The organism is Novacetimonas sp. GS1 (assembly GCF_036686925.1).
Taxonomy (GTDB): Bacteria; Pseudomonadota; Alphaproteobacteria; order Acetobacterales; family Acetobacteraceae; genus Novacetimonas; species Novacetimonas hansenii.
In genome coordinates, this window is the sequence record NZ_VSZP01000001.1 from 934,844 (window position 1) to 957,273 (window position 22,430).

A 22,430-nucleotide genomic window follows, 5' to 3' on the forward strand; every position below is an offset into this window, starting at 1 on the left:
TTTGAACAGCCTCTATATAGGGTATCAGGGCCATCCTGCCTGAGGGCTGCGGACGATCATCGTGGGGGAGGGGATCTGCCGCCCGTCATGATCTGTCCGTCATGATCTGTCCACCATGATCCACCTGCCATGATCCGTGCGTCTGGTCTTACGGGGCCTGCATCACGCTGGTCCACAGGGCCTGCAACCTGTGGCGCATGTCGGGTGACAGCTGCGGCAGCATGCGTGTCGCCGCGATCTGTGCCGGCTGGTCTTCCCAATGCAGGGCATTTTTGATCGCGGGGTCGAGCGGCGTGCGCATGTCCGCCGGCATCCCCCAGTAACATGAGGAGGTGGCAAGGTGCGCCTGTGCCTGCGGCGTGCGCAGGTATTTTGCAAACCGCAGCGCCATGTCCTTGCGTTGGGAGGATGAAAGCACCGCCACCGCCTGCTGCCATCGCAACGCGCCCTGCCGGGGAATGAGATAGGTCAGGGTCGGGTGCGCCGACAGCACCGGCGTCGCCGCCTGCTGCGCAGGGATAGAAGCCGCGGCCGCGGCAGGAACAGGCGCGGCGTCTGCCTGCGCGGGGGGATGCGCGCCGGGCGGCAGGGGCGGGGCATCGGCATCATCGCCATCGCTGTTGGCGCCCTGTACGGCAGCGGCGGCGGGCTGTCCCTTCTGCACCGCGCCGTCATGGCCGATGCCTGCCGTGGTCCATGCGCCGCCCCCCACGACGATATCCACCTGCCCATCGGCCAGCGCCTGCTGTGTCGTGGCCATGTCGCCCACGATGGCGGCATTCGCCCTGAGGGCGACAAGCTTTGCCTGCAATGCGGGGATGTCTTCCGCGCCAAGCTGCGCGGGGTCCTTCCCCAGCGCCAGCGCGACGTAGGAGATCACAGGCAGGTAGGAATCATAGATCGCGATGCGGCCCTGATACTCTGGCTTCCAGATTTCGTTGATATCGGACAATGCCTGTGCCGATACCTTCGCCTGATCGAAGGCAAGGGCGAAATACCCGAATTTTTCCGGCACGGCATACAGGTGCCCGTCGAACGATCCCGCCTGTGGGTCGGCCACGGCGGCGGGAATGCCGGTGGTGGGGAAATCCGCCGCATCCAGTGGCATCAGCATGCCGTTGCGCGCCATGGGCATTAACTCTGCCTCGTCCGTGGCGACAAGGTCCCAGTCACCGGGCTGCGCCTGCTGGATGACCGACATTACGGATTCGACCGCGACGGTGTCGATGTCGCGGAAATGTACCTGCACGGCGTTTGCCTGTTCAAACGGGCGCAGCAGTTCCGGGTCCTCGTGGTCGCAGCTTGTCAGGATGTTAAGCACATCATCGCGCGCCCGGGCCGTATGGCAGGCAAGGGGCGTGGTGGCAAGCAGAACAGCCGTGGCGGCGGATAACAGGCCGTAACCGGACCATCCGGACATCAGGGGCACTCCTTGGGCTGGTTGGGGGCGCAGGGCACGCAGGGTAAAGGGCACGCAGGGCAAAGGGCATACAGGGCAAGAGGGGAGTACGAGAGGCCCCGCGGCATGGCAGGGCGTGCCAAAGAGGGTGTGGGGCCGCGATGCGTGATCGCGTAACCGTGTCATTCATACCTGATAATGCCAGCCTGATAATGCGGGATATGGAGGATGTGACAAAAAAATATTTTACGGAACCATCGCCGCCTGCCCTTCTCGTTGCGCCCTGCTCTTATCGTTACGCAAAGTATCATCCCCGTCCCATGGCCCCCGGTCGGGGGTGGGTGTACTTGACGCGCCGGGAGGTGGGGGCTACGTCCGACGAAGGGCCGGACGATACAAGGCCGGCGCGCACCCGCACTGCGGTGCAGGCCGCGCGGGTCGGTCCTGCCACAGTGATCGCGACGCCAGTCGGCGCGGTCTGTCCCACCGATCTATGGATAGGGCATGATTGCCGATTTCATTAAGCGCCGCATCCTGCGACGTCGCGATACCTCCACCACACCCACGCCCCAGCCGCACCCCACGCGGGAGCGTCGTGCCCTTGCGCCCGTGACGTCGCGCGATGTCGCGGATATCGCGGCGCTGCGCATCCATCCGCAGGGGCCATGGCGTGAACGCGCACGCACCGCGCGCGGGATCGGTCGCCTTGCCGCCATTACGGTGTGGGTGCCGCTGTCGGTCGGGTTCGAGGCGGTGTTGCTGCTGGTGCCCGGCACGGCGAAAATCCGCTGGACGCGCTTTGTCTGGGGGGGGCTGTGCTTCCTGCTGTCCATGAATATCCGCGTCATCGGGCGCAGGGCCGGGTCCGTGGGCGGCGCGCGTGCCCGTGCGCGCGGCGAACGGCCTGTGATCTATGTCTCCAACCATTCATCGTGGCTTGACGTGCCGGTGCTTGGCACCGTGCTGCCCTCGAACTTCGTGGCCAAGGGCGATATCGAGAAATGGCCCATTATGGGCCTCGTCTCGCGCATTGGACGGACCATCTTCGTCAGTCGCCAGCGCAGCACGACCGGCCGCGAACGCGATGAAATGATGGATCGCCTGATTGGTGGCGACAACCTTGTACTGTTCCCCGAGGGAACGTCGTCGGACGGGTCGCGCGTGCTGCCGTTCATGTCGGCCTTCTTTGCGATTGCAAAGCTGCCCCGCATTCCGCGCGGGCGTGAAAACACGCCGGAGGCCGAGGCCATGCGCCAGCATCCGCCGGGGATGACGCCACTGATCCAGCCGGTTTCCGTGGTGTATGACCGGCTGGAGGGGGTGCCCGTCAACCGTGCCCGTCGCCCGGTCTTTGCATGGTATGGGGATATGGAACTTGGCCCCCATGTGTGGCAGCTGGTGAAATGGCGGTCCATGCGGGCGACTGTCATGCTGCACCCGGCGCTCGACCCCGATGATTTCCCCAGCCGCAAGGCCCTGGCGCAGGCGGCCTGGCGCGCCGTATCACAGGGTGCGGCCGAATTGCGGCAGAACGCGGAACAGGACCCCGCGGCGTGCGAATATGCCTGCCGCCCGCTTGGCGGCCTGCTGCCACAGGATCTTCATACCCCCTGAATGTGCGGCATGCATGCCGCGCAGTGTAAAATAATACCGCGTAAATATTGTAAACATCGTAAACATTGAGGCATATCATGTGTCGTCATCCGCGCAGCGGATATCGTGGGGCATGATGTGGGTCCGTTCATGCATGGCGCATGGCGGGAAATATCGGTCTGAAAACGCAGCCGTCTGGCTGTGCGGGCATGGGGCCATCCCTTCGGGCCGTGCGAGATGATGTGAAACCTGAAACGTGTGGGGCCGCCCGCACGGGCGAGCTGGAGAGCGTGGTGAGTCAGCCCAAGATTAACGCCGAGATTCTGTTGCCTGCCATGGAACAGGCGATTGACCCCATCGTCATCATTGATGAGCACAATAGCGTCATTTTCTTCAACCCTGCGGCGGAACGTATGTGGGGTCTGGCGCGCGCCGACGTGATTGGCCGTAATGTAAGCTGCCTTGTCCCGCTCGATTATCGCAAGGACCATGACAGCTTCATCACCCATAACCGCAAGACCGGGCTGAACAAGATCGTCGGCACCTCGCGCGAGGTGGAGTTCACGCGCGCCGATGGTGAATATGTGTGCGGCGAGCTTTCGATCTCCAAGGTGCAGCTTCCCGGTACAGACAAGACCTATTACATCGCGGTGATGAAGGACGCGACGGAGGAAAGCCAGCGGCGCAAGATCCTCATCCTCCAGAATGACGTGCTTCAGGCGCTTGCCGCGGACCTTCTGATCCAGGACGTGGCGGACCTGCTGTGCCGCCGGGTGGACAGTTTCGTCCCCAATTCGGTCGCGTGCCTGATTCTTGTTGATTCCGACAACCGCCTGCAGATCCTTTCGGCCCCCGGCCTGCCCAAGCGCTATTTCAACGCGCTGGAGGGGCTGAAGCTCGAACCCGCCGACCTTGCCCGCCTCCAGCGCGAACCGTCCTACAGCAATCATATCCTGTGGCATAATTACCAGTCGATCGCGATGTCGCTGGGGCTGGAACATTGCCGTTCCGCGCCGATCCGCACGCATAACAACCAGGTGTCGGGCCTGTTTGCGCTGTATTCGCGCGACCCCAACGCCCCGCAGAGCTGGCCCGAACGGATCGTTGACGCCTGCATCCCGTTCTGTGCCCTTGCGGTGGAACAGAACGCGACGCGCCAGCATATCTCCCAACTGTCGAACTTTGATTCCCTGACCGGCCTGCTCAACCGTTCGTCGCTGCACAAGATCATCGACGCGCTGATCATGCGCGAAGGCGACAGCCGGTTCTATCTGTTCATGGTGGATATCGACCGTTTCCGCGACATCAACGATGCGCTGGGCCATGTCTATGCGGACCAGTTCCTTGTCGAAATCGGACAGCGCATCCGCGATCTGGTGCAAGATGATTATATCATCAGCCGTTCGGGCGGGGACGAATATATCGTCATCGTGCCCGACTGCACGCAGGCCAAGGCCGTCAAGTTTGCCGAACTGCTGATTTCCACCATCGCCAAGCCGATGCAGGTGGGTGAAAACACACTCAGCATTTCGTGCAGTGTCGGTATCAGCAGCTTCCCCGACAATGGCCCCGACAGCGAATCCCTGCTCAGCAACGCGGATTCCGCCATGCGCCAGGCCAAGGCGGACGGGCGTGGCGTCTACCGCTTTGCCGGACAGGAAAAGAACCAGGTGGCGCAGGACCGGCTGGTCCTTGGCTCCGCGCTGCGGGACTCGCTGGCCAAGGGGATGCTCAACCTGCATTACCAGCCACAGGTCGAAGCCGCGAGCGGCGGCCTGTATGGGGTGGAGGCCCTGTCGCGGTGGCATCATCCCCACCTTGGCAATATCTTCCCCTCGCGCTTTATCGCGGTGGCGGAGGAAACGGGACAGATCGAGGCCATTGGCCGGTGGTCCCTGCATGAAGCCTGCCGGCAGATGCGCCATTGGGACGATGCGGATGTGCATGTCCCCACCGTTGCGGTGAACCTGTCGGCGGTGCATTTCCGCAACCGCGCTTTGCCGGAATATATCTCCAACCTGTTGCGGCAGTTCAACCTGAAGCCTGATCGCCTGACGGTGGAAATCACCGAAAGCGTGATGATGGACAGCAGCAGCGACACGATCGACGTGCTGCACGCCATCCGCGACATGGGCTGTGGCCTGTCGATGGATGATTTCGGCACGGGCTATTCCTCGCTGTCGCGCCTGACGCGCCTGCCGCTGAGCGAGATCAAGATCGACCGCAGCTTCATCAATGATTTCGAGCATGATACCAACGCACAGGCCGTGACCATGGCGGTGATCGGCATCGGGTCGCGCCTTGGCATGACCGTCGTGACCGAAGGGGTGGAGACCGAGCAGCAGCGCCTTTTGCTTGAGGAGCTGAAGTGCGACGTGATGCAGGGCTACCTGTTCGCCAAGCCGCTTCCCGCCCATGAGCTGGAGAAATGGTATCGCGCAGGCAAGGCGCGGGGCACCTTTGTCCCGCCGATCGCCGACCGTCCCGGCGCGCTGGAAATGCAGAAGGCGGCAAAGGAAGCCGCCGCAATCAAGGGCAAGGCCGCCCCCACCGTGGCGTCCGCCACCGCCGGGGACAAGGCCGCGAAATGATGATACCGGTCGTCGTACTGTCGTGGCAGGCGGCGATCGTGCATTTTTTGAATGAAGATTGTTGTTTGAATTTTTTGATCCCCCGTTTTCAGGTCTGAGGGAAACATGTCATTGCAACACGATGATCGGCTGCGCGCCCTTACTCACCAGGATGCGGATTTCTGGGCCGATCTGGTTGATGATGTCCTGATTGTCGCCATTACAGATCGTGATGGCGTGATTACCTATGTCAACGACAAGTTCTGCAAGGTCAGCAAATATTCTGCGAAGGAATTGCTGGGATCAACCCATCGCCTGCTGAATTCAGGGTATCATGACGCGGCGTTTTTCCAGGAGATGTACCGCACCATCCAGGCGGGGCAGCCGTGGCGGGGCAATATCTGCAACCGTGCGAAGGACGGCACGATCTATTGGGTTGCGACCACCATCATCCCCAAATGCAGCCCCACGGGCGAGGTGGAGGGCTATGTCGCCAGCCGCTTTGAGATCACCGAACTGATGAAGACGAAAGAGCGGCTGTCCGAACTGGCGGAGACCGATACGCTGACGGCGCTGCTTAATCGTGGGGGGTTCAACACCGCGCTGTCCGCGGCCCTGGGCCTGTCAAGCAAGGAGCCGCCGCAATCGCGCGCGCTGGTGATGTTCGACCTTGACGGGTTCAAGTAGATCAATGACATCCATGGCCACCATGCGGGGGATATCGTCCTGCGTGTCGTGGCCTCGCGCCTGGTGGAACTGACGGACCCCGATGACCCGATCAGCCGCCTGGGCGGGGATGAATTCGCCATCGTGCTGAACAAGACGCTGCGCAGTGTTCCGCTGGAAAAATACATGGACCGCCTGCAGGCGGCGCTGGAACGGCCGATCGACATCGAAACCGTCACCGTCAGCATTTCCGGCAGTATTGGCGCCGTCTTCCTCGATGCGCGCGAAAGCGTGGAGGACATGCAGAAAAATGCCGACATGGCGCTGTATGCGGCCAAGCGGGCGGGGGGCAAGCAGGCGCAGATGTTCACATCCGCCCTGCGTCACCGCGCGCAGGTGCGCACCCAGATCCTGATCGAGGCGCGCAGCGGTGTGAAGAACGGGCAGTTCGAGGTTTATTACCAGCCGATCCTGAACTGCCACACCTGCCAGTTGGACCAGATCGAGGCGCTGTTGCGCTGGCACCATCCCGAACGCGGCCTGCTGGCGGCGGAGGATTTTGCCGATGTTTTCACCGACTCCACCCTGACGCAGGCGATGGGGCCGTCGATGATCGCCTCCTTCCAGCGCGATGTGGAGATGTGGAACCGCACGGGCCAGCCCCCGCGCCAGCTTGCGATCAACATGTCGCGCATGGACCTGGGGCGTGCGGAATATCGCGTGGAACTGGAACAGTCGCTGCGTGATTTTGGCCTCTCGCCCGCCAATTTCGTGCTGGAGGTGACGGAGCCGATGTTGCAGGGCCGCCGGGCGGAGCAGAGCATGCACAATATCCGCGAACTCGGGGCCGCGGGCTTTCAGATCGCGATGGATAATTTCGGCAAGGGCGAGACGATGTTGCGCCACCTGCGCGACCTGCCGTTCAACCAGCTCAAGATCGATCAGTCGCTTGTCACGGGCATCGTGGACAATGCCGGCGATCGCGAGGTCCTCGCCAGCCTGATCGGGCTGGGGCAGGTCTATGGGCTGGAAGTGACGGTCGAGGGTGTGGAGACGCGCGCCCAGTTCGAGATCGTGCATATGATGAAGCCCGACCGGGTACAGGGGTTCTTCATTTCCCCCGCCCTGTCGTCGCAGGCGCTGCTGAAGCTGCCGTCGCGTTTTGAAATCGCGGCCTAGGCACCATGACGCAGGGTGATGTTCCCGTGGGGGCGATGCGGTTGACCGATGCCGTCGTGCGCGTGGATGTGGCGGGATGGGCCAATACGCGACGCATCATGCATGTTCGCCATGACGGGGATGATGCGGTGCTGCCTGCCTTTGTCCCCACGGCAGGATGGGTGCGCCTGCTGGAACGGTATTGCACCGGTGCGGGGCCGGTGGATGGGCCGGATGGCCGCCTGTCGCCCACACGGGTGATGTTGGGTCTGGACCGTGCGATCGCGCGCCTGATGGAAGCAGCGGCAGGCGATGACGTACGTGCGGGCCGTGCGCTGGGGGCGGGGTATATCGTGCATTCCGACCTGTTCGACCCGGCGGGCGGGGCGGTGCATCTGCGGCTGGTTGTTGACCGTGATACCGCAGTGGCCTGCGTGATCGTGGGCCTGCCGGATGATCTGGCGCCGCTGGACCTGCCGCCGCTGGTGGAGTGAAGGGTACAGGCCGGGCACCTTGGTCAGGAAGGTTTCTGGTGTTGCGAGTATCTGAATGGTGACGTTTTACGAAGCGTTTGGGAAAAACCGTTGCCAGAAACTTTTCGGGACGGTTTGAAACCAAACCATTGATAGAAAATAAGAAAAGTTTTTGGGGGCGCCTTGTTTCAAACAAGGCTGCGTCTTCTGAGGGACTGTTTGAAAAGTCAGACTCGATAACATCCTGAAATTATAAAGGTTTTTGGTGAAGCTTTTTCCAAAAAGCTTCAGAAGACGCCGCCTTTTTCGATCGAAAAAGGCACCCAAAAACTTTTCTTGTTTTCAAACCGCCTCCTGAAAACCCTCCCCTTCACGACCGCGCGGATACGCTTCCCGGTGCGGTGGGTCGCACCAATGGCCCCGGCAGGTGTGTCAGGTGCGCGCAGGCATGTGCGACAGCCACGCACAACGTCATGGCCAGAGCCATGGGAAACCACATGTCATGGCCGACGCGGGTGAATTCGATCCCCAGGGCCAGTGCCGTCATGGGCATGGCCATGAATGTGCCAAGGAAGGCCATCCCGCCGATCAGGGCGGCAGCGTCCACCGGCACGGCGGGGGCGGCAAGGTTCCATCCCGCGACCAGCACGGTGGACAGCAATGCGCCCATGGTCAGGCTTGGCGTCAGCAGGCCGCCCGCCGCGCCCGCGCGCAACGCCCCCATGACGACAAGGATTTTCAGCCCGAGTAGTTCGAGCCCCAGCATCATGCCCACATGTCCCGCCAGGGCAAGTTGCGTCGGCCCGCGCCCGTTGCCCGGCAGTTGTGGAAACAGGCAGGACAGCAGGCCGATGCCCGTAAAGACCGCAACGCACCAGGCAATGCGCGCCGCCCCGGATGCCGCCCGGTTCTGCACCAGTGTGCAAAGGCTCTTGATCGCATGGGCGCATATGCCGATGACCGGTGCCGCACAGATGGCCCATAGCAGGATGGCGGGCGTCAGGGGCATGGGGCCGATATCATATTGCTGCACATCGCCCAGTACGGTCCATGGCATCATGGCGGCAATGCCGCACGCACCCAGTGCGGCCATCGCCGCGCGGGTGGAAAATGCCTTGAGCAATACTTCGAGGATGAAAAGCGTCCCCGCCAGCGGCACGTTATAGACCGCCGCAAGCCCCGCGCCCGCGCCACAGGCGATGATGATGCGTGCATCCTCCGGCGTCAGGCCAAGTATCCGCCCCCCGCGTGCCGCCAGCAGCGCGCCGAGTTCACGTGGCGCCACCTCCCGCCCCAGGGGGGAGCCAAGGGCGACGGTCACGATCTGTAGTACAACATGGATAAGGGTGGACAATGCGGGCATGGCCCTGCCTGGGGCATCGCCCCGCCCCACGGCGGCCGTTACGCTGACCAATGGCCGTCCGCCGCGTTGCAGCCCCCACCAGCCAAGGCCCGCGACCATCCCGCATGCAAACAGTGCCGCAACCCGTCGCCAGTGTGGCGCGGCGCTGATGCCCTGCAGGAAATTCTGTGGCCCCCCTGCCTGCCCATAGCCATAGGCCAGATGCTGGATCGTGTGCAGCACCAGCGCCAGCGCCGTCCCGCCCAGCCCCGACATGATGCCGGTTGCGATGACCGCAAGGACCATGCGCGCGCCGGGCGTGGGCGTGGGCGTGGGCGTGGGTATGGGCGGGGCGGCAGGTGTGGCGGGGTGGGACGCGGCGGATGCGCCGGACGGGGAAGGGGGCAGGGTCATGGCGGCCCAATTCTATGCAGGATGTCCGCGCGGGATGCAAAAGACGATATGAAAAAACCCTGTCCCGCAGGGGCCGGGTGGCATGTTCCCACTATGGCCGTCCACAGTGGCCGTCCACAGTGGCCGTCCTCTGTGGCCGTCCTTTGTGGCAATCATGTTCCGGGGCGTGATTGAAAAGACACGTGTGGTCTTGCAGAATCGCAATGATTACTTGCATGGATCGGCCTTGTCAGGAATATGGCAGTACAGGGCGTTCGTGCTGGTCCGTGGGCGGGATGCGGGCTGTCGCAGTGACCGATTATTTCGTTCAGGGAATGTGATTGGGGCGTTGCGACGTGCCGCCGTACAGGCCCGGCCGTGCCACGGGCGTTGTCGCGTACGCAGGTTGGGGAAGGAAATAGACATGAAATTCGTCATTGCGGTCATCAAGCCGTTCAAGCTTGATGAGGTCAGGGAGGCGCTTTCCTCGATCGGCGTTGATGCCCTGACCGCGACCGAGGTCAAGGGATATGGCCGCCAGAAGGGCCAGACCGAGATCTATCGCGGGGCGGAATACAACATCCAGTTCCTGCCCAAGATCAAGCTGGAGATCGCCGTACCCGATGACATGGCCGACCGCGTGATGGAGGTGATCCAAGCGGCCGCCAATACCGGCAAGATTGGCGATGGGAAGATTTTTGTCCTCGATCTGGAAAATGCCATGCGGATCAGGACCCAGGAAACGGGAGAAAACGCGCTGTGAACAAGATGAACGCCTGGCTGCGCGGGTGTGCCCCGGTTGCGGCCTTTGCCGTGGCGATGGGCGGTGCCTCCGCTCTGGCCGCCGATGCAGCGCCCCCCCCACCCCCCGCCATCGATACCGGTGATACGGCATGGATGCTGATCAGCACGGCGCTGGTACTGATGATGACCATTCCGGGCCTTGGCCTGTTTTATGCCGGCATGGTGCGCAAGAAGAACGTGCTGGCCACGTTGATGCAGTCATTCGCCATCTGCTGCATCATGACGGTGGTATGGATGGTCGTGGGGTACAGCCTGACCTTTACGTCGGGTAATGCGTTCATCGGTGGCCTGTCGCGCGTGATGCTGAATGGCATGGGGGCCGGGATTTCCAAGGGGTCCGACGTGGCGTTTACCATGGCGGCGGGCACGTCCGCCGCCACGACCATGACCATCCCCGAAAGCGTGTGGATGACGTTCCAGATGACGTTCGCCATCATCACGCCCGCCCTGATCGCGGGGGCCTTCGCCGAACGCATGAAGTTCAGTGCGCTGTGTGTCTTTACCATCGTGTGGTCACTGCTGGTCTATGTGCCGGTCGCGCACTGGGTCTGGGGGCCGGATGGCTGGGTCGCGGCGAAAATCGGGGCCATCGACTTTGCCGGTGGTACGGTCGTGCATATCAATGCCGGTATCGCGGGTCTGGTCGCGGCCCTGGTGATCGGGCGGCGCAAGGGGTACGGCCATGATGACATGTCACCGTACAACCTGACCTATGCCATCATCGGCGCGTCCCTGCTGTGGGTGGGCTGGTTCGGGTTCAATGCCGGGTCCGCCGGTGGGGCGAACGGGCGTGCGGGCATGGCAATGGCCACGACCCAGATCGCCGCCGCCGCCGCGGGGGTGGCGTGGATGTGCGCCGAATGGATCAAGACCGGCAAGCCGACGGTGCTGGGCATCATTTCCGGTGCGGTGGGTGGCCTGGTGGCGATTACCCCTGCCGCGGGCTTTGTCCTGCCGGGCGGTGCGCTGGCCATCGGGCTGATCGCCGGTGTCGTGTGCTTCTGGGGGGCAACCGGCCTGAAGCACATGATGGGATATGACGACAGCCTTGATGCGTTTGGCGTGCATGGCATCGGCGGTATCGTCGGCGCGTTGCTGACGGGTGTGTTCGCCTATGGCCCGCTGTCGGCCACGGATGCCAGCCCCGACGGCGTCAGCGGTTCGTTTGCACAGTTCCTGGCACAGGCGGAATCCGTGGGTGTCACCATCGTATGGTGTGCGGTCGTGACGTTCGTGATCCTCAAGCTGGTGGACCTGACGATCGGCCTGCGTGTCAGCCCGGATGAGGAAATGGAAGGGCTGGATATGGCGCTGCATGGGGAGCGCATCAATTCCTGACCCGGTGCATGTCGTGTGACATGGGAGTACGGAAGGCGGGGCATGTCCCCGCCTTTTTTGTGTCTTTGCCCCTGTTCTGATTCCGGTTCCGGAATGTTGCACATTCGCAATATGGTATGTGATTATTTTGACACATACCTTGCCGAATGTTACGGATGTCGGAGTGTTACGGTGTGTGGATAAAACCGAAACTGCTAATCAGGATCTATAACTAAGAAAGCGGCGGGGGCAGCTTATGCAAAAGGCGGGGATGGGCGCGCGGGCGTTGCGCACGGGCATCGGATGTATCGTGGCGCTGGGCATGGGGCTGTTGCTTGATGCGCATCATGCCCATGCGCAGGTGTCCGTGTTCAAGAGCATGGAAAAAAGCGATTCCCCGTTCGCGCGCTGGCTGTCGGGCGTGACCCTGACGGGGCAGGTCGAAGGCGGCATCATGGCCAATCCCGCCCGTCCGCAGCCCGGCTACAACTTTGGCGACTTTTTTGCCGACCATGCCAATCAGGTGCAGCTTAATCAGGCGGAGTTCACCTTGCAAAAAGCCATCGACCCGTCGCGTGGTGGTTATCAGGTCGGATTCACGCTGGAGGGGATGTATGGTTCGGATGCGCGTTATTACCAGCTCCTTGGCGTCAGCGCGCATGAATGGAACGCGCGGTACCAGTTGATCCCGGCCCAGGCCCATGCCGATGTTCACCTGCCATGGGCGACGAAGGGCGGATTGGACATGCATGCCGGCATCCTGCAGGCCCCGATGGGGGTGGAGACGCTGGACCCCACGACGCGGCCCTTTTACACGATTGCCTATACGTCTGAATATTCCGTTCCCTTTCAGCATATCGGCGCGATGTTCAACTGGCATGTCACTGACATGCTGGATGTGACGTTCGGGATCGATACCGGCAACCAGACATCGTTTGGCCGATCCGACAACAATAACGCCCCCGCAGGGTATTTCGGGTTCAACCTGAACAACCTTGCGCATGGGAAGCTCAATATTATTGAACTCAGCCGTGTGGGGCCGGAGAACTCGCGCTATTCTTCTGCCGGCGGGGCGTATGAGGCCAATCATGCCGAACGTTTCTGGAACGACATAAATGCCGTCTATGCCGTGAATGACCGCCTGACCCTGACGGCGGAGTTCAATTATATCCATGACCAGGGGCTGAATGGCATCCGTGCGAATGGCAATTTCAAGGCCGCCGATGCCGAAAGCTTCGTCAGCTTCCTCAGCTACAGGATCAACAAGGTCCTGACCTTCAACTATCGCGGTGAAATCTATCGCGACAATAACAACCTTATGGTTTCGACCTTCATTGGCAACAATGCCTATATGGATGGCATTTCCGGCCGCACGACGCCTGCCGATGCGCTGATGCCCGGCCCGACGGGACATGGCACGACCTATGGTGAAATGACGCTGGGTGTGACGTACAAACCCGATCTTGGCCACCATGTGCGGGTGTTCATGCTGCGCCCCGAAATCCGTTTCGACCGCTCGCTCAATGGCACGACACCGTTTAATGGCGGGCGCAACAACGGCATGTTCACCTTTGGTGGTGACGCGGTGATCGGGTTCTGAAGCCCGGCGGCCCGTTCAGGGCGCATATGCGCATGATATGCGTATCGCCTGTCACCAGGGCGTCAGGCCCAGCAGTTTTTCACCCAGCGGCGTCAGGCGGGCGGTCGTGGCATTATGCCGTTCCCATTCACGCGGGTCGCCGGGGAAGGCGTCGCGCCGGGGATGGTCGCGTTCGCGCCACAGCCGGATACGTTCGCGCCGTTCGGCTTCGTTATCCCATTGTGCCGGATGCATGGAGATATATTGCGCCATGCGCACGCGGCGTTCCGAATGGTTGGGCCGCACGCCATGGGCCAGCAGGGAGTTGAAGACCAGCAGGTCGCCCGCGTCCATGTCGATATTGACCACATTGAGTCCCGTCATGTCCGGGTGCATCGGGTCGCGGTCCGCGGGTTGTGTCCTGACCCAGTCCGCGAAATGTTCGAACAGGGAGGGCACGCACTGGAACCCGCCGGTGTCGCCGCCCTGTGTCCCAAGGCTCAGCACTCCCTGTACGCCAATGGGCAACGGACGCAGCGACGTATCGACGTCCCAGTGGATGAACCCGTCACGATTGCCATTGCCCGGGTCGCGCACGGGTGGGTTGAGGTTGGCGCGGTCGATTGTCACCCACAAATCCTCGCGGTCCCAGATATCCACGAACGTGTCATGGATGCGGCGTTCCATCCGGTTGTCCCACAGGAACTGATGGTTATAGAGTTCAAGCATCCCGGTATTGTCGAGTTCGCGCATTTTATGCGCACGCCGTTGTGGCGCGTACCATGTTGACGGGTCATCAGGATCCTTGTCATCAAACCGCCACAGCAGATCGACCAGCCGTTCCACATTGGCGGCAGGCACGGCCTGTCGGACGATGACATATCCCCGGCATGTCCAGTGTTCCCAATCGGCCTGTGACAGGACACGTAACGGCAGGGTCTTGCGAATATCCCGCAACTGCGTCGTCGCGGTGGCCGTGGGATGGCTGTGGCGTCTGTCTGGCGGTCTCTGCGGCATCCATTGTCCCCATCTGCGTGCCCCCATATGACCCAATGTTACCGGGGGAGAAGCGGTAGGTTATCCCGCCGTGCCGGTTCGTGTTGTGCCGCATGGGCGTATTTTGATACTATTATGGCGTCTGTTGCCTGAAGGGGGCTGGATGCGCGCCTATCTGGAACATCTGCCGGTATCGGATACCGCGTCATGGAGCCTGCGTGACCGGCGGCTGGATGATGTCATTCCCTTTCAGTGGCACCATCACCCGGAATATGAACTGACCCTGACGCTGAATTCACGCGGGCAGCGTTTCGTGGGCGACCATGTTGGCACGTACGGGCATGCGGACCTTGTCCTGATTGGGCCGAACCTGCCCCATACATGGGTATCACGCGCGAAACTGCTGGCCGATGCGCCGCATGTCGCCCTTGTCTTCTGGTTCCGTGGGGCGTGGATCGCGGGCATGACCGATGGGACGGTCGAACTGCGCCCGGTGCGTGACCTGCTGGAACGTGCGCAGGCGGGGCTTGCCTTCGCGCCGGAAACGGGACTGGCCCTTATGGCGGATTTTCAGGACATGTTCGACCTGCCGCCACTGCAACGGCTGCATGGGCTGCTTTCCATCCTGATGCGGCTGGCGGGGGATGCAACCGCCCGCCCCCTGTCGCGCGCCGTGCCGCAGGTGGTGCAAGGAGGGCGTTCGCGGCTGGACCGGGTGCTGGCCCACCTGCACCGGCATTATGCCGAACCGCTCCGTATGGCCGAACTTGCCGGGATTGCGGCGCTCAGCGTCTCTGGCCTGCACCGCATGTTTGCACGCCACACACAGACCAGCATCACCCGTTATGTCGCGGGATTGCGGATCGGGGAGGCCTGTTCGCGCCTGTCCACCACAATGCAGCCCATCGGCCTGATCGCAGAGGCTGTGGGCTATCCTTCGCTTGCCAATTTCAACCGGCAGTTCAGGGCTCTGCGGGGCATGACGCCGCGTGCCTATCGCCGCATGTTTGCCCCGCGCGATGTAGTGGGGGACGGTCTGAAAACACCCTGATTGACCGGCATAGGCCGGATGGCGCGCGAAAGGGGCAGGACGCTTTTTGAAAAAAGCATCCCCACAGGGGTTTCGTGTGCCACCCGGTTGCAGGCCCTGCCGGTTACACCGTCCCCGGCGGGGTGTTGCGTAGCAGGGTGTTTGAAAACACATCAGTGATAAAAAAGAAAAGTTTTTGGGTGCTGCCTTTTTTTAAAAGGCAGCGTCTTTCGAAGCTTTTTGGAAAAAGCTTCACCAAAAACCTTTATCGTTTCAGGATGTTATTGATCCTGATGTTTCAGGCAGCCTCTTATGCTGGGTGCGGGTTTAGCGTTTCATCGCCTTGAAGCGGCGTGTCTGTTCGGTCAATGCGACCTCCACCGGCAGGCGCTCCATGCTCGATGCGCCATAAAAACCGTGGCAGTCGGGGCAGTTGTCCAGCACCTTTTGCGCATCGTCGGGCATTGCGATCGGGCCGCCATGACACAGCAGCATGACGTCGGGGCGGATGGAACGCGCGGCCTCTGAAATCTCGTTAATCAGGGTGATCGACTGTTCCAGCGTCATGGTCGTGCCCGCCCCGATGGCCCCGCCAGAAGTCAGGCCCATATGGGCAACCAGAACGTCGGCCCCGGCCTTTGTCATGTCGCGCGCCTGTTCGGCGTCAAAGACATAGGGGGTCGTCAGCAGGTCCTTTTTGTGCGCGCGGGCGACGACATCGACCTCCAGCGCATAGCTCATGCCGGTTTCTTCGAGGTTGCGGCGGAAATTCCCATCAATCAGCCCCACGGTGGGAAAGTTCTGGATGCCGGAAAATCCAACCCGTTTTACATCATCAAGGAACACGTCGAAATCGACAAACGGGTCGGTGCCGCACACACCCGCCAGCACCGGGGTGTGCGGCACCACCGGCAGGACCTCGCGCGCCATGTCCATGACGATCTGGTTCGCATTGCCATAGGCCAGCACCCCCGCCAGCGACCCGCGACCCGCCATGCGGTAACGGCCGGAATTATAGATCACGATCAGGTCGATCCCGCCCGCCGCCTCGCACTTGGCGGACAGGCCGGTGCCGGCGCCACCACCGATGATAGGATGTTTGTCGGCGATCATCTTGCGGAATTTCGCCAGTATTTCTGCGCGTGGAATCGAAGGCATCAGGTGTTTTCTCCGTTAAAGAGGCTGCGGAACGTAACCGCGAGTGTATCGGCAAACGCCGCGTCATTCACCCCATAAGGCAGCGGGATCAACCGGCGGCGGGGCGTCTGTTCCACCGTGCGTTCCAGGGCCTCGAACAGGGCCTGGTCTGCCTGTGGGTCGTAAAATGGTTCCCCCATGCGGTCCAGCATGGAAAAACCACCTTCGGGCAGGAAAAACCGCACCTCCCCCCGGCATTGGTTCAGCCGGTCGCCAATCCATTCCCCAATGGCCTGGCATTCGTCGACGGACGTACGCATCAACGTGATCTGCGGATTATGTTCAAGCAGGCGGCGGTTGCGGTAATGCGCAGGCACGGTGTCAGGCGCGCCGAAATTGACCATGTCCAGCGCACCGCAACTGCCGACATAGGGGACGCCGGTGCGGATTGCGGCACCCAGCCGGTCCCCATCGCACGGGAATATCCCGCCAGACAGATAATCGCAGATTTCCGTGGTCGTGACGTCGATGATGCCCGCGAGCTGCCCGGAATCGGCCATGCGTTCCATGGCCCGCCCCCCGGTGCCGGTGGCGTGGAACACCATGCAGTCGAAGGTGTCGTCAAGGTTGCTGACGATACGTTCCACACATGGCGTGGTGACGCCGAACATCGTCAGGCCGACCGCCGGGCGGGGGTCGTGCTGTGCCGGGGGCAGATGGCTGGCCATGCCCGCCATTGCGTTGGCGGCGTTGGCCAGGATGCGGCGCGACAGGCGGTTCAGCCCCTCCATATCCGTCACGGAATAGACCATGGCGATGTCCGAGCCACCGACATACGCGGCGACATTGCCGGATGCGACGGTGGACACCATCATTTTCGGCAGGCCAAGCGGCAGGGCCTGCAGGGCGGGGGCGATCAGTGCAGTCCCCCCCGACCCGCCGATTCCCAGCACGCCGGAGATATCGTTGCGCGCACACAGGAAATGGCGCAGCGCGGTCGCCATCGCGGCGATGGAGGACCCGCGCCGGCGGGTAAAGACGGCCTCTGTCCCATCAGGGTGCGCGGCGGCGATGGCGGTGGGGGGGATCGTATCGGCGCTGTCGGGACCAGGGGCGCGCAGGGCTGTGCTGACATCCACGATCACGGCGGGCACGCCCTGCCCGGTGATGAGGTCGTGTACATAACGCAGTTCCACGGCCTTGGTGTCGCATGTGCCGATTATGTATATGCGTCCCACGATACTGTCCCCTTCCTGCACCGGGGGGCAGAGTCTGCGTCCGGGGCCTGTGGGTGCAAGCCCCGTGGGCGTCGCATCGGAACACGCTTGCGTGAATGGGCGGGTGGGCAATGGTTTGTCATCAAAAGCTACCATGACGTGTATTTTCTGGCGGTTCCGCGGCCACTGTCTCATGGGGCCGTTGCGTGACGGTGACCCCATGATGCCGGGCGCGTGACGGCGCGCGCGTGATGGTGGCTTTGTGCGTGTGCCCTTGCCCTTGTGGCTGTTGGCCCGGTCAGGGGCGGGTGGCGGTTCCGGTCGTGGTTTCAGTGGAGGTGCCTGTGGAGGTGTCAGTGGAAATGCCAGTGGCAGTGTCCGTGGCGGGTTCGGCGGCGGCCTTGCCGGTATAGGCCTGCGGCGGCTGGCGCGCGCCGGTGCGCTGATAGGTGTTGAGGAAGACGCGCACGGCCGAATGTGCGATGAAGTCGATATGTTCAGGGCTGGTATCAACCGGAAGCTGCATGCGCGCGCGCCCCGCGATATGCGTCTGGCACAGGGCATAGAATTGTTCCGCCGCGAAGGTCGGGTCGGGCACGTCCAGCAGGCTGCTTTGCGGTGCGCGCGCCAGCCATGCGGCCAGGATGCTGGTGGCTTTTTGCGGGCCGTTCGTCCAGAAGGTCTTGGCCAGTTCGGGGAAATTCCCCGCCTCTGATATGATGATGCGGTTGAGCATCAGCGACAGTGGCGACGTAATCAACTGGATCAGCGCGCGGGCCACATGTTCCAGCGATTCCGCCATGTTCGCGCCTTCGTCGATGCGGCGGAACATCAGCGGCAGCTTTTCACGGGTGCATTGTTCGATAAAGGCGCAGAACAGGACGGCCTTGCTGTCGAAATAGTTATAGAGTGTCCCCTTCGACACGCCCGCGTTGCGCGCGATGCACGACATGCTGGCACCTTCATACCCATGTTCGGCAAAGATGCGCGCCGCCCCTTCAAGGATCTGCGCACGCTTGGCCGGGGAGGTGCCGGTCGCGGTGGGGGGAACCTGCGCCGTGTCCTTGCCGGGGAAGGGGGGCGTTGCAGCCATCAGACGTGTCCTGACCTTTTTGTCCGTTAGTTTCGATTGACCCGATGCATAAAGCGGATAGGTTATGGACCTGACCGAACTGATCGGTCAATCGAAGATGATATCGCGCAACCGTTGCGTACGAACAGGTTTATCGTATTGGCGACATGTAAAACAGGGGGCCGCGTTGGTGGTTAGGGGATTTTCATGGCGCACCGCCGTGGTCGGGTTGTCGGTGGTGACGGCAGGCTGTGCCGTTGGCCCCAATTTCCATAAACCAACCCCGTGGACGCCAAAAAAATATGGCGGCCCGACCAACATGCACACGGAAACAAAGGCCGGGGAAAAACCCGTCGCCAGCCAGGTGACGTCCGACATGCCCGATCCGGCATGGTGGGACTGTTTTCACGACCCTATCCTGTCGGATCTGGAACGCCGGGTCGCGACGGACAACCTTGATGTCCGCCGCTTTGCCTATCGCATGGCTGAAAGCCGCGCGGAACTGCGGATTGCGGGTGCCGAACGCTTTCCCGCCATGTCGGCTTCGGGGTCATATGCCCGCCAGCAGTACAGCACCAAGATGCTGCAGCGGATCGTGACCGACATCGAACAGGAACATCCCGAACTGCAGGGGCTTGCGCCGTCGCCCGGGCAGGCGAAAATCCCGCTGTTCAACCAGTGGCGCGACAGTATCGACGCCACGTGGGAAGTGGACCTGTGGGGGCGTGTGCGTCGCCAGTACGAGGCCGCGGCCGCATCGGCGCAGGTAACGCAAGAAGCACGGCGCGGCATGCTGATTTCGCGTCAGGCGGAGGTTGCACGCGATTACATGGACCTGCGCGCGACGCAGGAACAGTTGCGCATCGTGATGGAAAACCGCGATGTGGCGCAACGTATGCTGGACCTGAACCAGCAGCGTTATGCCCACGGGATGAGCAGCGACCTGAATGTCGAACGTGCCCGCGCCCAGCTTGAGGCGACGGTGGCGCGCATGCCCCAGCTTGAGCAGCAGCTTGCCTCCCAGGTCAATGCGCTGAGCATGCTGATGGGGGAACCGCCGCGCGCGCTGTCCGACAGGTTGCTGGTGGCGTCGGCCATCCCGCCCGTCCCGCCTGCCGTGCCGATTGGCGTGCCGTCCGAACTGGCCCGCCGCAGGCCCGACATCCGTCGCGCCGAAGCCAACCTGCACGCCGCCACCGCACAGGTGGGCGAGGCCGTGGCCGAGTTTTATCCCCGTGTGACGATCAATGCCGGGTTCGGTTTCGAATCGCTGTCATTCCGCGATATGGGGTTCTGGAATGCAAAGGCATGGAATGTCGGCCCGTCGATCACGCTGCCGCTGTTCCAGGGCGGACGCCTGCGCGGGCAGCTTGAATTGCGCAAGTCCGAACAGAAAGAGGCAGCACTTGCCTATCAGCAGACGGTGCTACAGGCCTGGCATGACGTGGACAACGCGCTGACCGCCTATACGGATGAGCAGCGCCATCATGACTTCCTCGCGGCACAGGTGGAGGCGACCCGGGCTTCCCTGCGGCTGGCGCAGGACCAGTATGCGCAGGGGCTTGTGACCTATCTTTCGGTGCTTGACGCGCAACGTCAGCTCCTGTCGTCACAATCCGAACTGACGACCAGCACGGCGGCGATTTCTGCCAACCTCGTGCGGTTGTACAACGCCCTTGGCGGCGGGTGGGAGACGACATATCCCCTGCCCACGCCAAAGCACGGCGCGACGACGAAAACCCCTGTGACTAACCCTGCGACCACTCCTGCGACAACGCCCGTCGCCGCCTCCTCCACACCCGGCGGTGCCCCGACATCCACCCCCCCAATACCGGGTGCGCCGACGTCGGGCCGCACACCGGCATAGCGGCAAAAAGACCATGATCGTGCGGAAATGCTTGGCGTGGTCTGACCGTGCCTGATATAAGCCGCGCGGTTCCGCCCTGCCGGTCCCGACGCGGGGGCCGCATGCCGGAACCGAGGTGCAGGGACCAGTTGATATGCTTACATTGCCACCCGACTATCATCCCTCGGAATCCGAGGAATTCATGAATCCCCTCCAGGTGGAATATTTTCGCCACAAGCTGTTGCGGTGGCGCGGGGAACTCCTGAAGGAAGCGGACGAGACATTGGCCAGCCTGTCTGAAGGCGGCATTCACGAAGCCGACATCACCGACCGCGCCAGCGTGGAAACCGACCGTGCGCTGGAGCTGCGCACCCGTGACCGCGCGCGCAAGCTGATTACCAAGATCAATCAGGCGTTGCAGCGGATCGAGGCGGGGACCTATGGCTATTGCGAGGAAACAGGCGAGCCGATTGGCCTGAAGCGGTTGGAAGCGCGCCCCATCGCCACCCTGTCGATCGAGGCGCAGGAGCGTCACGAACGTATGGAAAAGATCCATCGCGACGATTGACGATACCTTTTCCCACCCTGCGTTGGCACAAGATGCACAAAATCCCATGAAAGGGGTTGCAACGTAGGGCGGGAAAAGCTACCAACCGCCCACGGCGTTGCTGCTGTAGCTCAGTGGTAGAGCACTCCCTTGGTAAGGGAGAGGTCGACAGTTCAATCCTGTCCAGCAGCACCATGAATTTCCTAGTTTTTTTCTGTTTCGCATTTCTGGTTGTCTGGTCCACGTGGACCAGAGAATACCGAGAGAGCGTCTGTGGCTTTTTTCAGCCAGTCCGGGCTGTGGTGTCCATAAACGCGCTCGATCATCTCCACGCTGTTCCCTAAGAACTTCGCGACCATTTCAAACGGCACGCCTGCCATTACCATCCATGTGGCGCATGTATGTCGCAACGTGTGAGGCGTTACGTCTTCCAGACCCGCCTTCGCAACCCTCTTATTGAACGCGGTCTTGATCTTGTAGATCCGCTCTCCTCGATACTCGATTACCCAGTCGGTGGTACGCCCCTCAGCCGCCTGCGCCAGGGCCTCATGCAACTGGGGAACCATGGGAACAATCGAACGGCCTTTATTACCAGTGCCTCGGCCAAAACTGATGATGCGCTGGTCCAGATTGACCTGGTCCCACCGCAGGTCAAGAATTGCGCCGGATCTGGCACCGGTAAACAGCGCCATCAGAATGAACAACTGGACGTGCGGAGTATCTGTGACGCCTATCAGGCGGTTTGCCTCCTGATGCGTGAGCCACCGTTCACGCGGCGGCGGCGCACGCGGGACCTCAATCGTTGGTGCGCTATCGATCCATTTCTCTCTGACGGCCCAGCGCATGGCTGCTCGTAGCGTTACCAGCTCCCGAATGATGGTCCCGTCGCTTAACGGGCGCCACTGTCCTTGTGGTAACCCCCGCTTTCCCTGTTCGCGCCGTTTGTCAGCGTACGCACGACAGACCTGAGTGGTCAGGTTATCAGGCTGCAGATAACCCAGATGCTCACAAAGCGCAGACGACGCGTGTTCAAGAGTTGCGATACTTGCAACCCTTGAACGGCGATCGTGAAGATATTCCCCCATAATCTTCTCGATTGATGGACGGTCTGGCGGCTCAGGAGATGTCAGACCCGCCATCAACTGGCCTAACGCGCGCTGTGCTGCTGCCCGATCTTTTGTCCCAAGCGAAATACGTCTCTTGCCCTTCTGGGGATCCCACCACTGTGCGTAGAAATAACCGCTTCGGACTGCGAGGCTGTAAGTAGGGACGTGGTTTTCTGACATTTCTC

Annotated in this window: 16 protein-coding genes, 1 tRNA gene and 1 pseudogene; 11 read left to right on the plus strand and 7 right to left on the minus strand. The window is 61.9% G+C overall.

The genetic code is table 11. The features are described from left to right. Nucleotides 1-148: 148 nt before the first annotated feature. Complete coding sequence (locus FYB92_RS04200) at nt 149-1,420, minus strand: extracellular solute-binding protein (RefSeq protein ID WP_332828223.1); 1,272 nt, start codon at nt 1,418-1,420, stop codon at nt 149-151. A 483-nt stretch (nt 1,421-1,903) separates the two neighbouring features. Between FYB92_RS04200 and FYB92_RS04205 the strand changes: the two genes are divergently transcribed. The 4 genes and pseudogenes from FYB92_RS04205 (at nt 1,904) to FYB92_RS04220 (ending at nt 7,880) form a co-directional block, all read left to right on the plus strand. Continuing rightward, on the plus strand, nt 1,904-3,013 hold the full coding sequence (locus FYB92_RS04205) for a 1-acyl-sn-glycerol-3-phosphate acyltransferase (protein WP_062809461.1): 1,110 nt from the start codon (nt 1,904-1,906) through the stop codon (nt 3,011-3,013). Between the two features lie 272 nt (nt 3,014-3,285). Continuing rightward, nucleotides 3,286-5,583, plus strand: coding sequence for an EAL domain-containing protein (locus FYB92_RS04210; protein ID WP_371861402.1), 2,298 nt, complete (start codon nt 3,286-3,288; stop codon nt 5,581-5,583). 105 nt (nt 5,584-5,688) lie between these two features. Continuing rightward, a pseudogene (locus FYB92_RS04215) lies at nt 5,689-7,407 on the plus strand (putative bifunctional diguanylate cyclase/phosphodiesterase). A 5-nt stretch (nt 7,408-7,412) separates the two neighbouring features. Beyond that, complete coding sequence (locus FYB92_RS04220; protein WP_040511072.1) at nt 7,413-7,880, plus strand: hypothetical protein; 468 nt, start codon at nt 7,413-7,415, stop codon at nt 7,878-7,880. 349 nt (nt 7,881-8,229) lie between these two features. Here the strand turns inward: FYB92_RS04220 and FYB92_RS04225 are convergent, their stop codons facing one another. After that, a complete protein-coding gene (locus tag FYB92_RS04225; protein ID WP_332828224.1) occupies nt 8,230-9,615 on the minus strand; it encodes a chloride channel protein in 1,386 nt (461 codons plus the stop codon). Nucleotides 9,616-10,018: 403 nt separating this feature from the next. Between FYB92_RS04225 and FYB92_RS04230 the strand changes: the two genes are divergently transcribed. The 3 genes from FYB92_RS04230 (at nt 10,019) to FYB92_RS04240 (ending at nt 13,315) form a co-directional block, all read left to right on the plus strand. Next, nucleotides 10,019-10,357: a P-II family nitrogen regulator gene (locus tag FYB92_RS04230; protein WP_003621910.1), complete on the plus strand. Its 339-nt coding sequence runs from the start codon at nt 10,019-10,021 to the stop codon at nt 10,355-10,357. 56 nt (nt 10,358-10,413) lie between these two features. Next, a complete protein-coding gene (locus FYB92_RS04235; protein WP_275395035.1) occupies nt 10,414-11,736 on the plus strand; it encodes an ammonium transporter in 1,323 nt (440 codons plus the stop codon). A 301-nt stretch (nt 11,737-12,037) separates the two neighbouring features. Next, a complete protein-coding gene (locus FYB92_RS04240; protein ID WP_048858802.1) occupies nt 12,038-13,315 on the plus strand; it encodes an outer membrane beta-barrel protein in 1,278 nt (425 codons plus the stop codon). A 51-nt stretch (nt 13,316-13,366) separates the two neighbouring features. On the opposite strand, the gene FYB92_RS04245 is transcribed toward FYB92_RS04240, so the two are convergent. Continuing rightward, the gene (locus FYB92_RS04245; RefSeq protein ID WP_247067289.1) at nt 13,367-14,311 is read right to left on the minus strand and encodes a phytanoyl-CoA dioxygenase family protein; all 945 of its coding nucleotides are present in this window, start codon (nt 14,309-14,311) and stop codon (nt 13,367-13,369) included. Nucleotides 14,312-14,381: 70 nt separating this feature from the next. Here FYB92_RS04245 and FYB92_RS04250 point away from each other — a divergent pair, with 70 nt between their 5' ends. Continuing rightward, a complete protein-coding gene (locus FYB92_RS04250) occupies nt 14,382-15,341 on the plus strand; it encodes an AraC family transcriptional regulator (RefSeq protein WP_332828225.1) in 960 nt (319 codons plus the stop codon). A 306-nt stretch (nt 15,342-15,647) separates the two neighbouring features. Here the strand turns inward: FYB92_RS04250 and FYB92_RS04255 are convergent, their stop codons facing one another. The 3 genes from FYB92_RS04255 to FYB92_RS04265 form a co-directional block, all read right to left on the minus strand. Then, nucleotides 15,648-16,478, minus strand: coding sequence for a phosphoenolpyruvate hydrolase family protein (locus FYB92_RS04255; protein WP_062809457.1), 831 nt, complete (start codon nt 16,476-16,478; stop codon nt 15,648-15,650). Continuing rightward, a complete protein-coding gene (locus FYB92_RS04260) occupies nt 16,478-17,698 on the minus strand; it encodes a Tm-1-like ATP-binding domain-containing protein (RefSeq protein ID WP_040512865.1) in 1,221 nt (406 codons plus the stop codon). Before FYB92_RS04260 ends, FYB92_RS04255 begins: the two co-directional genes overlap by 1 nt. A gap of 274 nt (nt 17,699-17,972) precedes the next feature. Further along, the gene (locus FYB92_RS04265; RefSeq protein WP_332828226.1) at nt 17,973-18,767 is read right to left on the minus strand and encodes a TetR/AcrR family transcriptional regulator; all 795 of its coding nucleotides are present in this window, start codon (nt 18,765-18,767) and stop codon (nt 17,973-17,975) included. Between the two features lie 97 nt (nt 18,768-18,864). Here FYB92_RS04265 and FYB92_RS04270 point away from each other — a divergent pair, with 97 nt between their 5' ends. The 3 genes from FYB92_RS04270 to FYB92_RS04280 all read left to right on the plus strand — a co-directional run bounded on the left by FYB92_RS04270 (nt 18,865) and on the right by FYB92_RS04280 (nt 21,334). After that, nucleotides 18,865-20,613, plus strand: coding sequence for an efflux transporter outer membrane subunit (locus tag FYB92_RS04270; protein WP_062810010.1), 1,749 nt, complete (start codon nt 18,865-18,867; stop codon nt 20,611-20,613). A gap of 133 nt (nt 20,614-20,746) precedes the next feature. Further along, nucleotides 20,747-21,160, plus strand: a complete 414-nt coding sequence (dksA, locus tag FYB92_RS04275; RefSeq protein ID WP_003621930.1) for an RNA polymerase-binding protein DksA — start codon at nt 20,747-20,749, stop codon at nt 21,158-21,160. Between the two features lie 99 nt (nt 21,161-21,259). Beyond that, nucleotides 21,260-21,334, plus strand: a tRNA-Thr gene (locus tag FYB92_RS04280). Between the two features lie 8 nt (nt 21,335-21,342). Here the strand turns inward: FYB92_RS04280 and FYB92_RS04285 are convergent. Further along, complete coding sequence (locus FYB92_RS04285) at nt 21,343-22,425, minus strand: site-specific integrase (protein ID WP_332828227.1); 1,083 nt, start codon at nt 22,423-22,425, stop codon at nt 21,343-21,345. Between the last annotated feature and the right edge of the window lie 5 nt (nt 22,426-22,430).

What these genes read in the sequence shown, in the direction of transcription:
- FYB92_RS04200 (WP_332828223.1), bottom strand. Translation starts at nt 1,420, where the DNA reads ATGTCCGGATGGTCCGGTTACGGCCTGTTATCCGCCGCCACGGCTGTT.
- FYB92_RS04205 (WP_062809461.1), top strand. Translation starts at nt 1,904, where the DNA reads ATGATTGCCGATTTCATTAAGCGCCGCATCCTGCGACGTCGCGATACC.
- FYB92_RS04220 (WP_040511072.1), top strand. Translation starts at nt 7,413, where the DNA reads ATGACGCAGGGTGATGTTCCCGTGGGGGCGATGCGGTTGACCGATGCC.
- FYB92_RS04225 (WP_332828224.1), bottom strand. Translation starts at nt 9,615, where the DNA reads ATGACCCTGCCCCCTTCCCCGTCCGGCGCATCCGCCGCGTCCCACCCC.
- FYB92_RS04230 (WP_003621910.1), top strand. Translation starts at nt 10,019, where the DNA reads ATGAAATTCGTCATTGCGGTCATCAAGCCGTTCAAGCTTGATGAGGTC.
- FYB92_RS04235 (WP_275395035.1), top strand. Translation starts at nt 10,414, where the DNA reads ATGGGCGGTGCCTCCGCTCTGGCCGCCGATGCAGCGCCCCCCCCACCC.
- FYB92_RS04240 (WP_048858802.1), top strand. Translation starts at nt 12,038, where the DNA reads ATGGGGCTGTTGCTTGATGCGCATCATGCCCATGCGCAGGTGTCCGTG.
- FYB92_RS04245 (WP_247067289.1), bottom strand. Translation starts at nt 14,311, where the DNA reads ATGCCGCAGAGACCGCCAGACAGACGCCACAGCCATCCCACGGCCACC.
- FYB92_RS04255 (WP_062809457.1), bottom strand. Translation starts at nt 16,478, where the DNA reads ATGCCTTCGATTCCACGCGCAGAAATACTGGCGAAATTCCGCAAGATG.
- FYB92_RS04265 (WP_332828226.1), bottom strand. Translation starts at nt 18,767, where the DNA reads ATGGCTGCAACGCCCCCCTTCCCCGGCAAGGACACGGCGCAGGTTCCC.
- FYB92_RS04270 (WP_062810010.1), top strand. Translation starts at nt 18,865, where the DNA reads ATGATATCGCGCAACCGTTGCGTACGAACAGGTTTATCGTATTGGCGA.
- dksA (WP_003621930.1), top strand. Translation starts at nt 20,747, where the DNA reads ATGCTTACATTGCCACCCGACTATCATCCCTCGGAATCCGAGGAATTC.
- FYB92_RS04285 (WP_332828227.1), bottom strand. Translation starts at nt 22,425, where the DNA reads ATGTCAGAAAACCACGTCCCTACTTACAGCCTCGCAGTCCGAAGCGGT.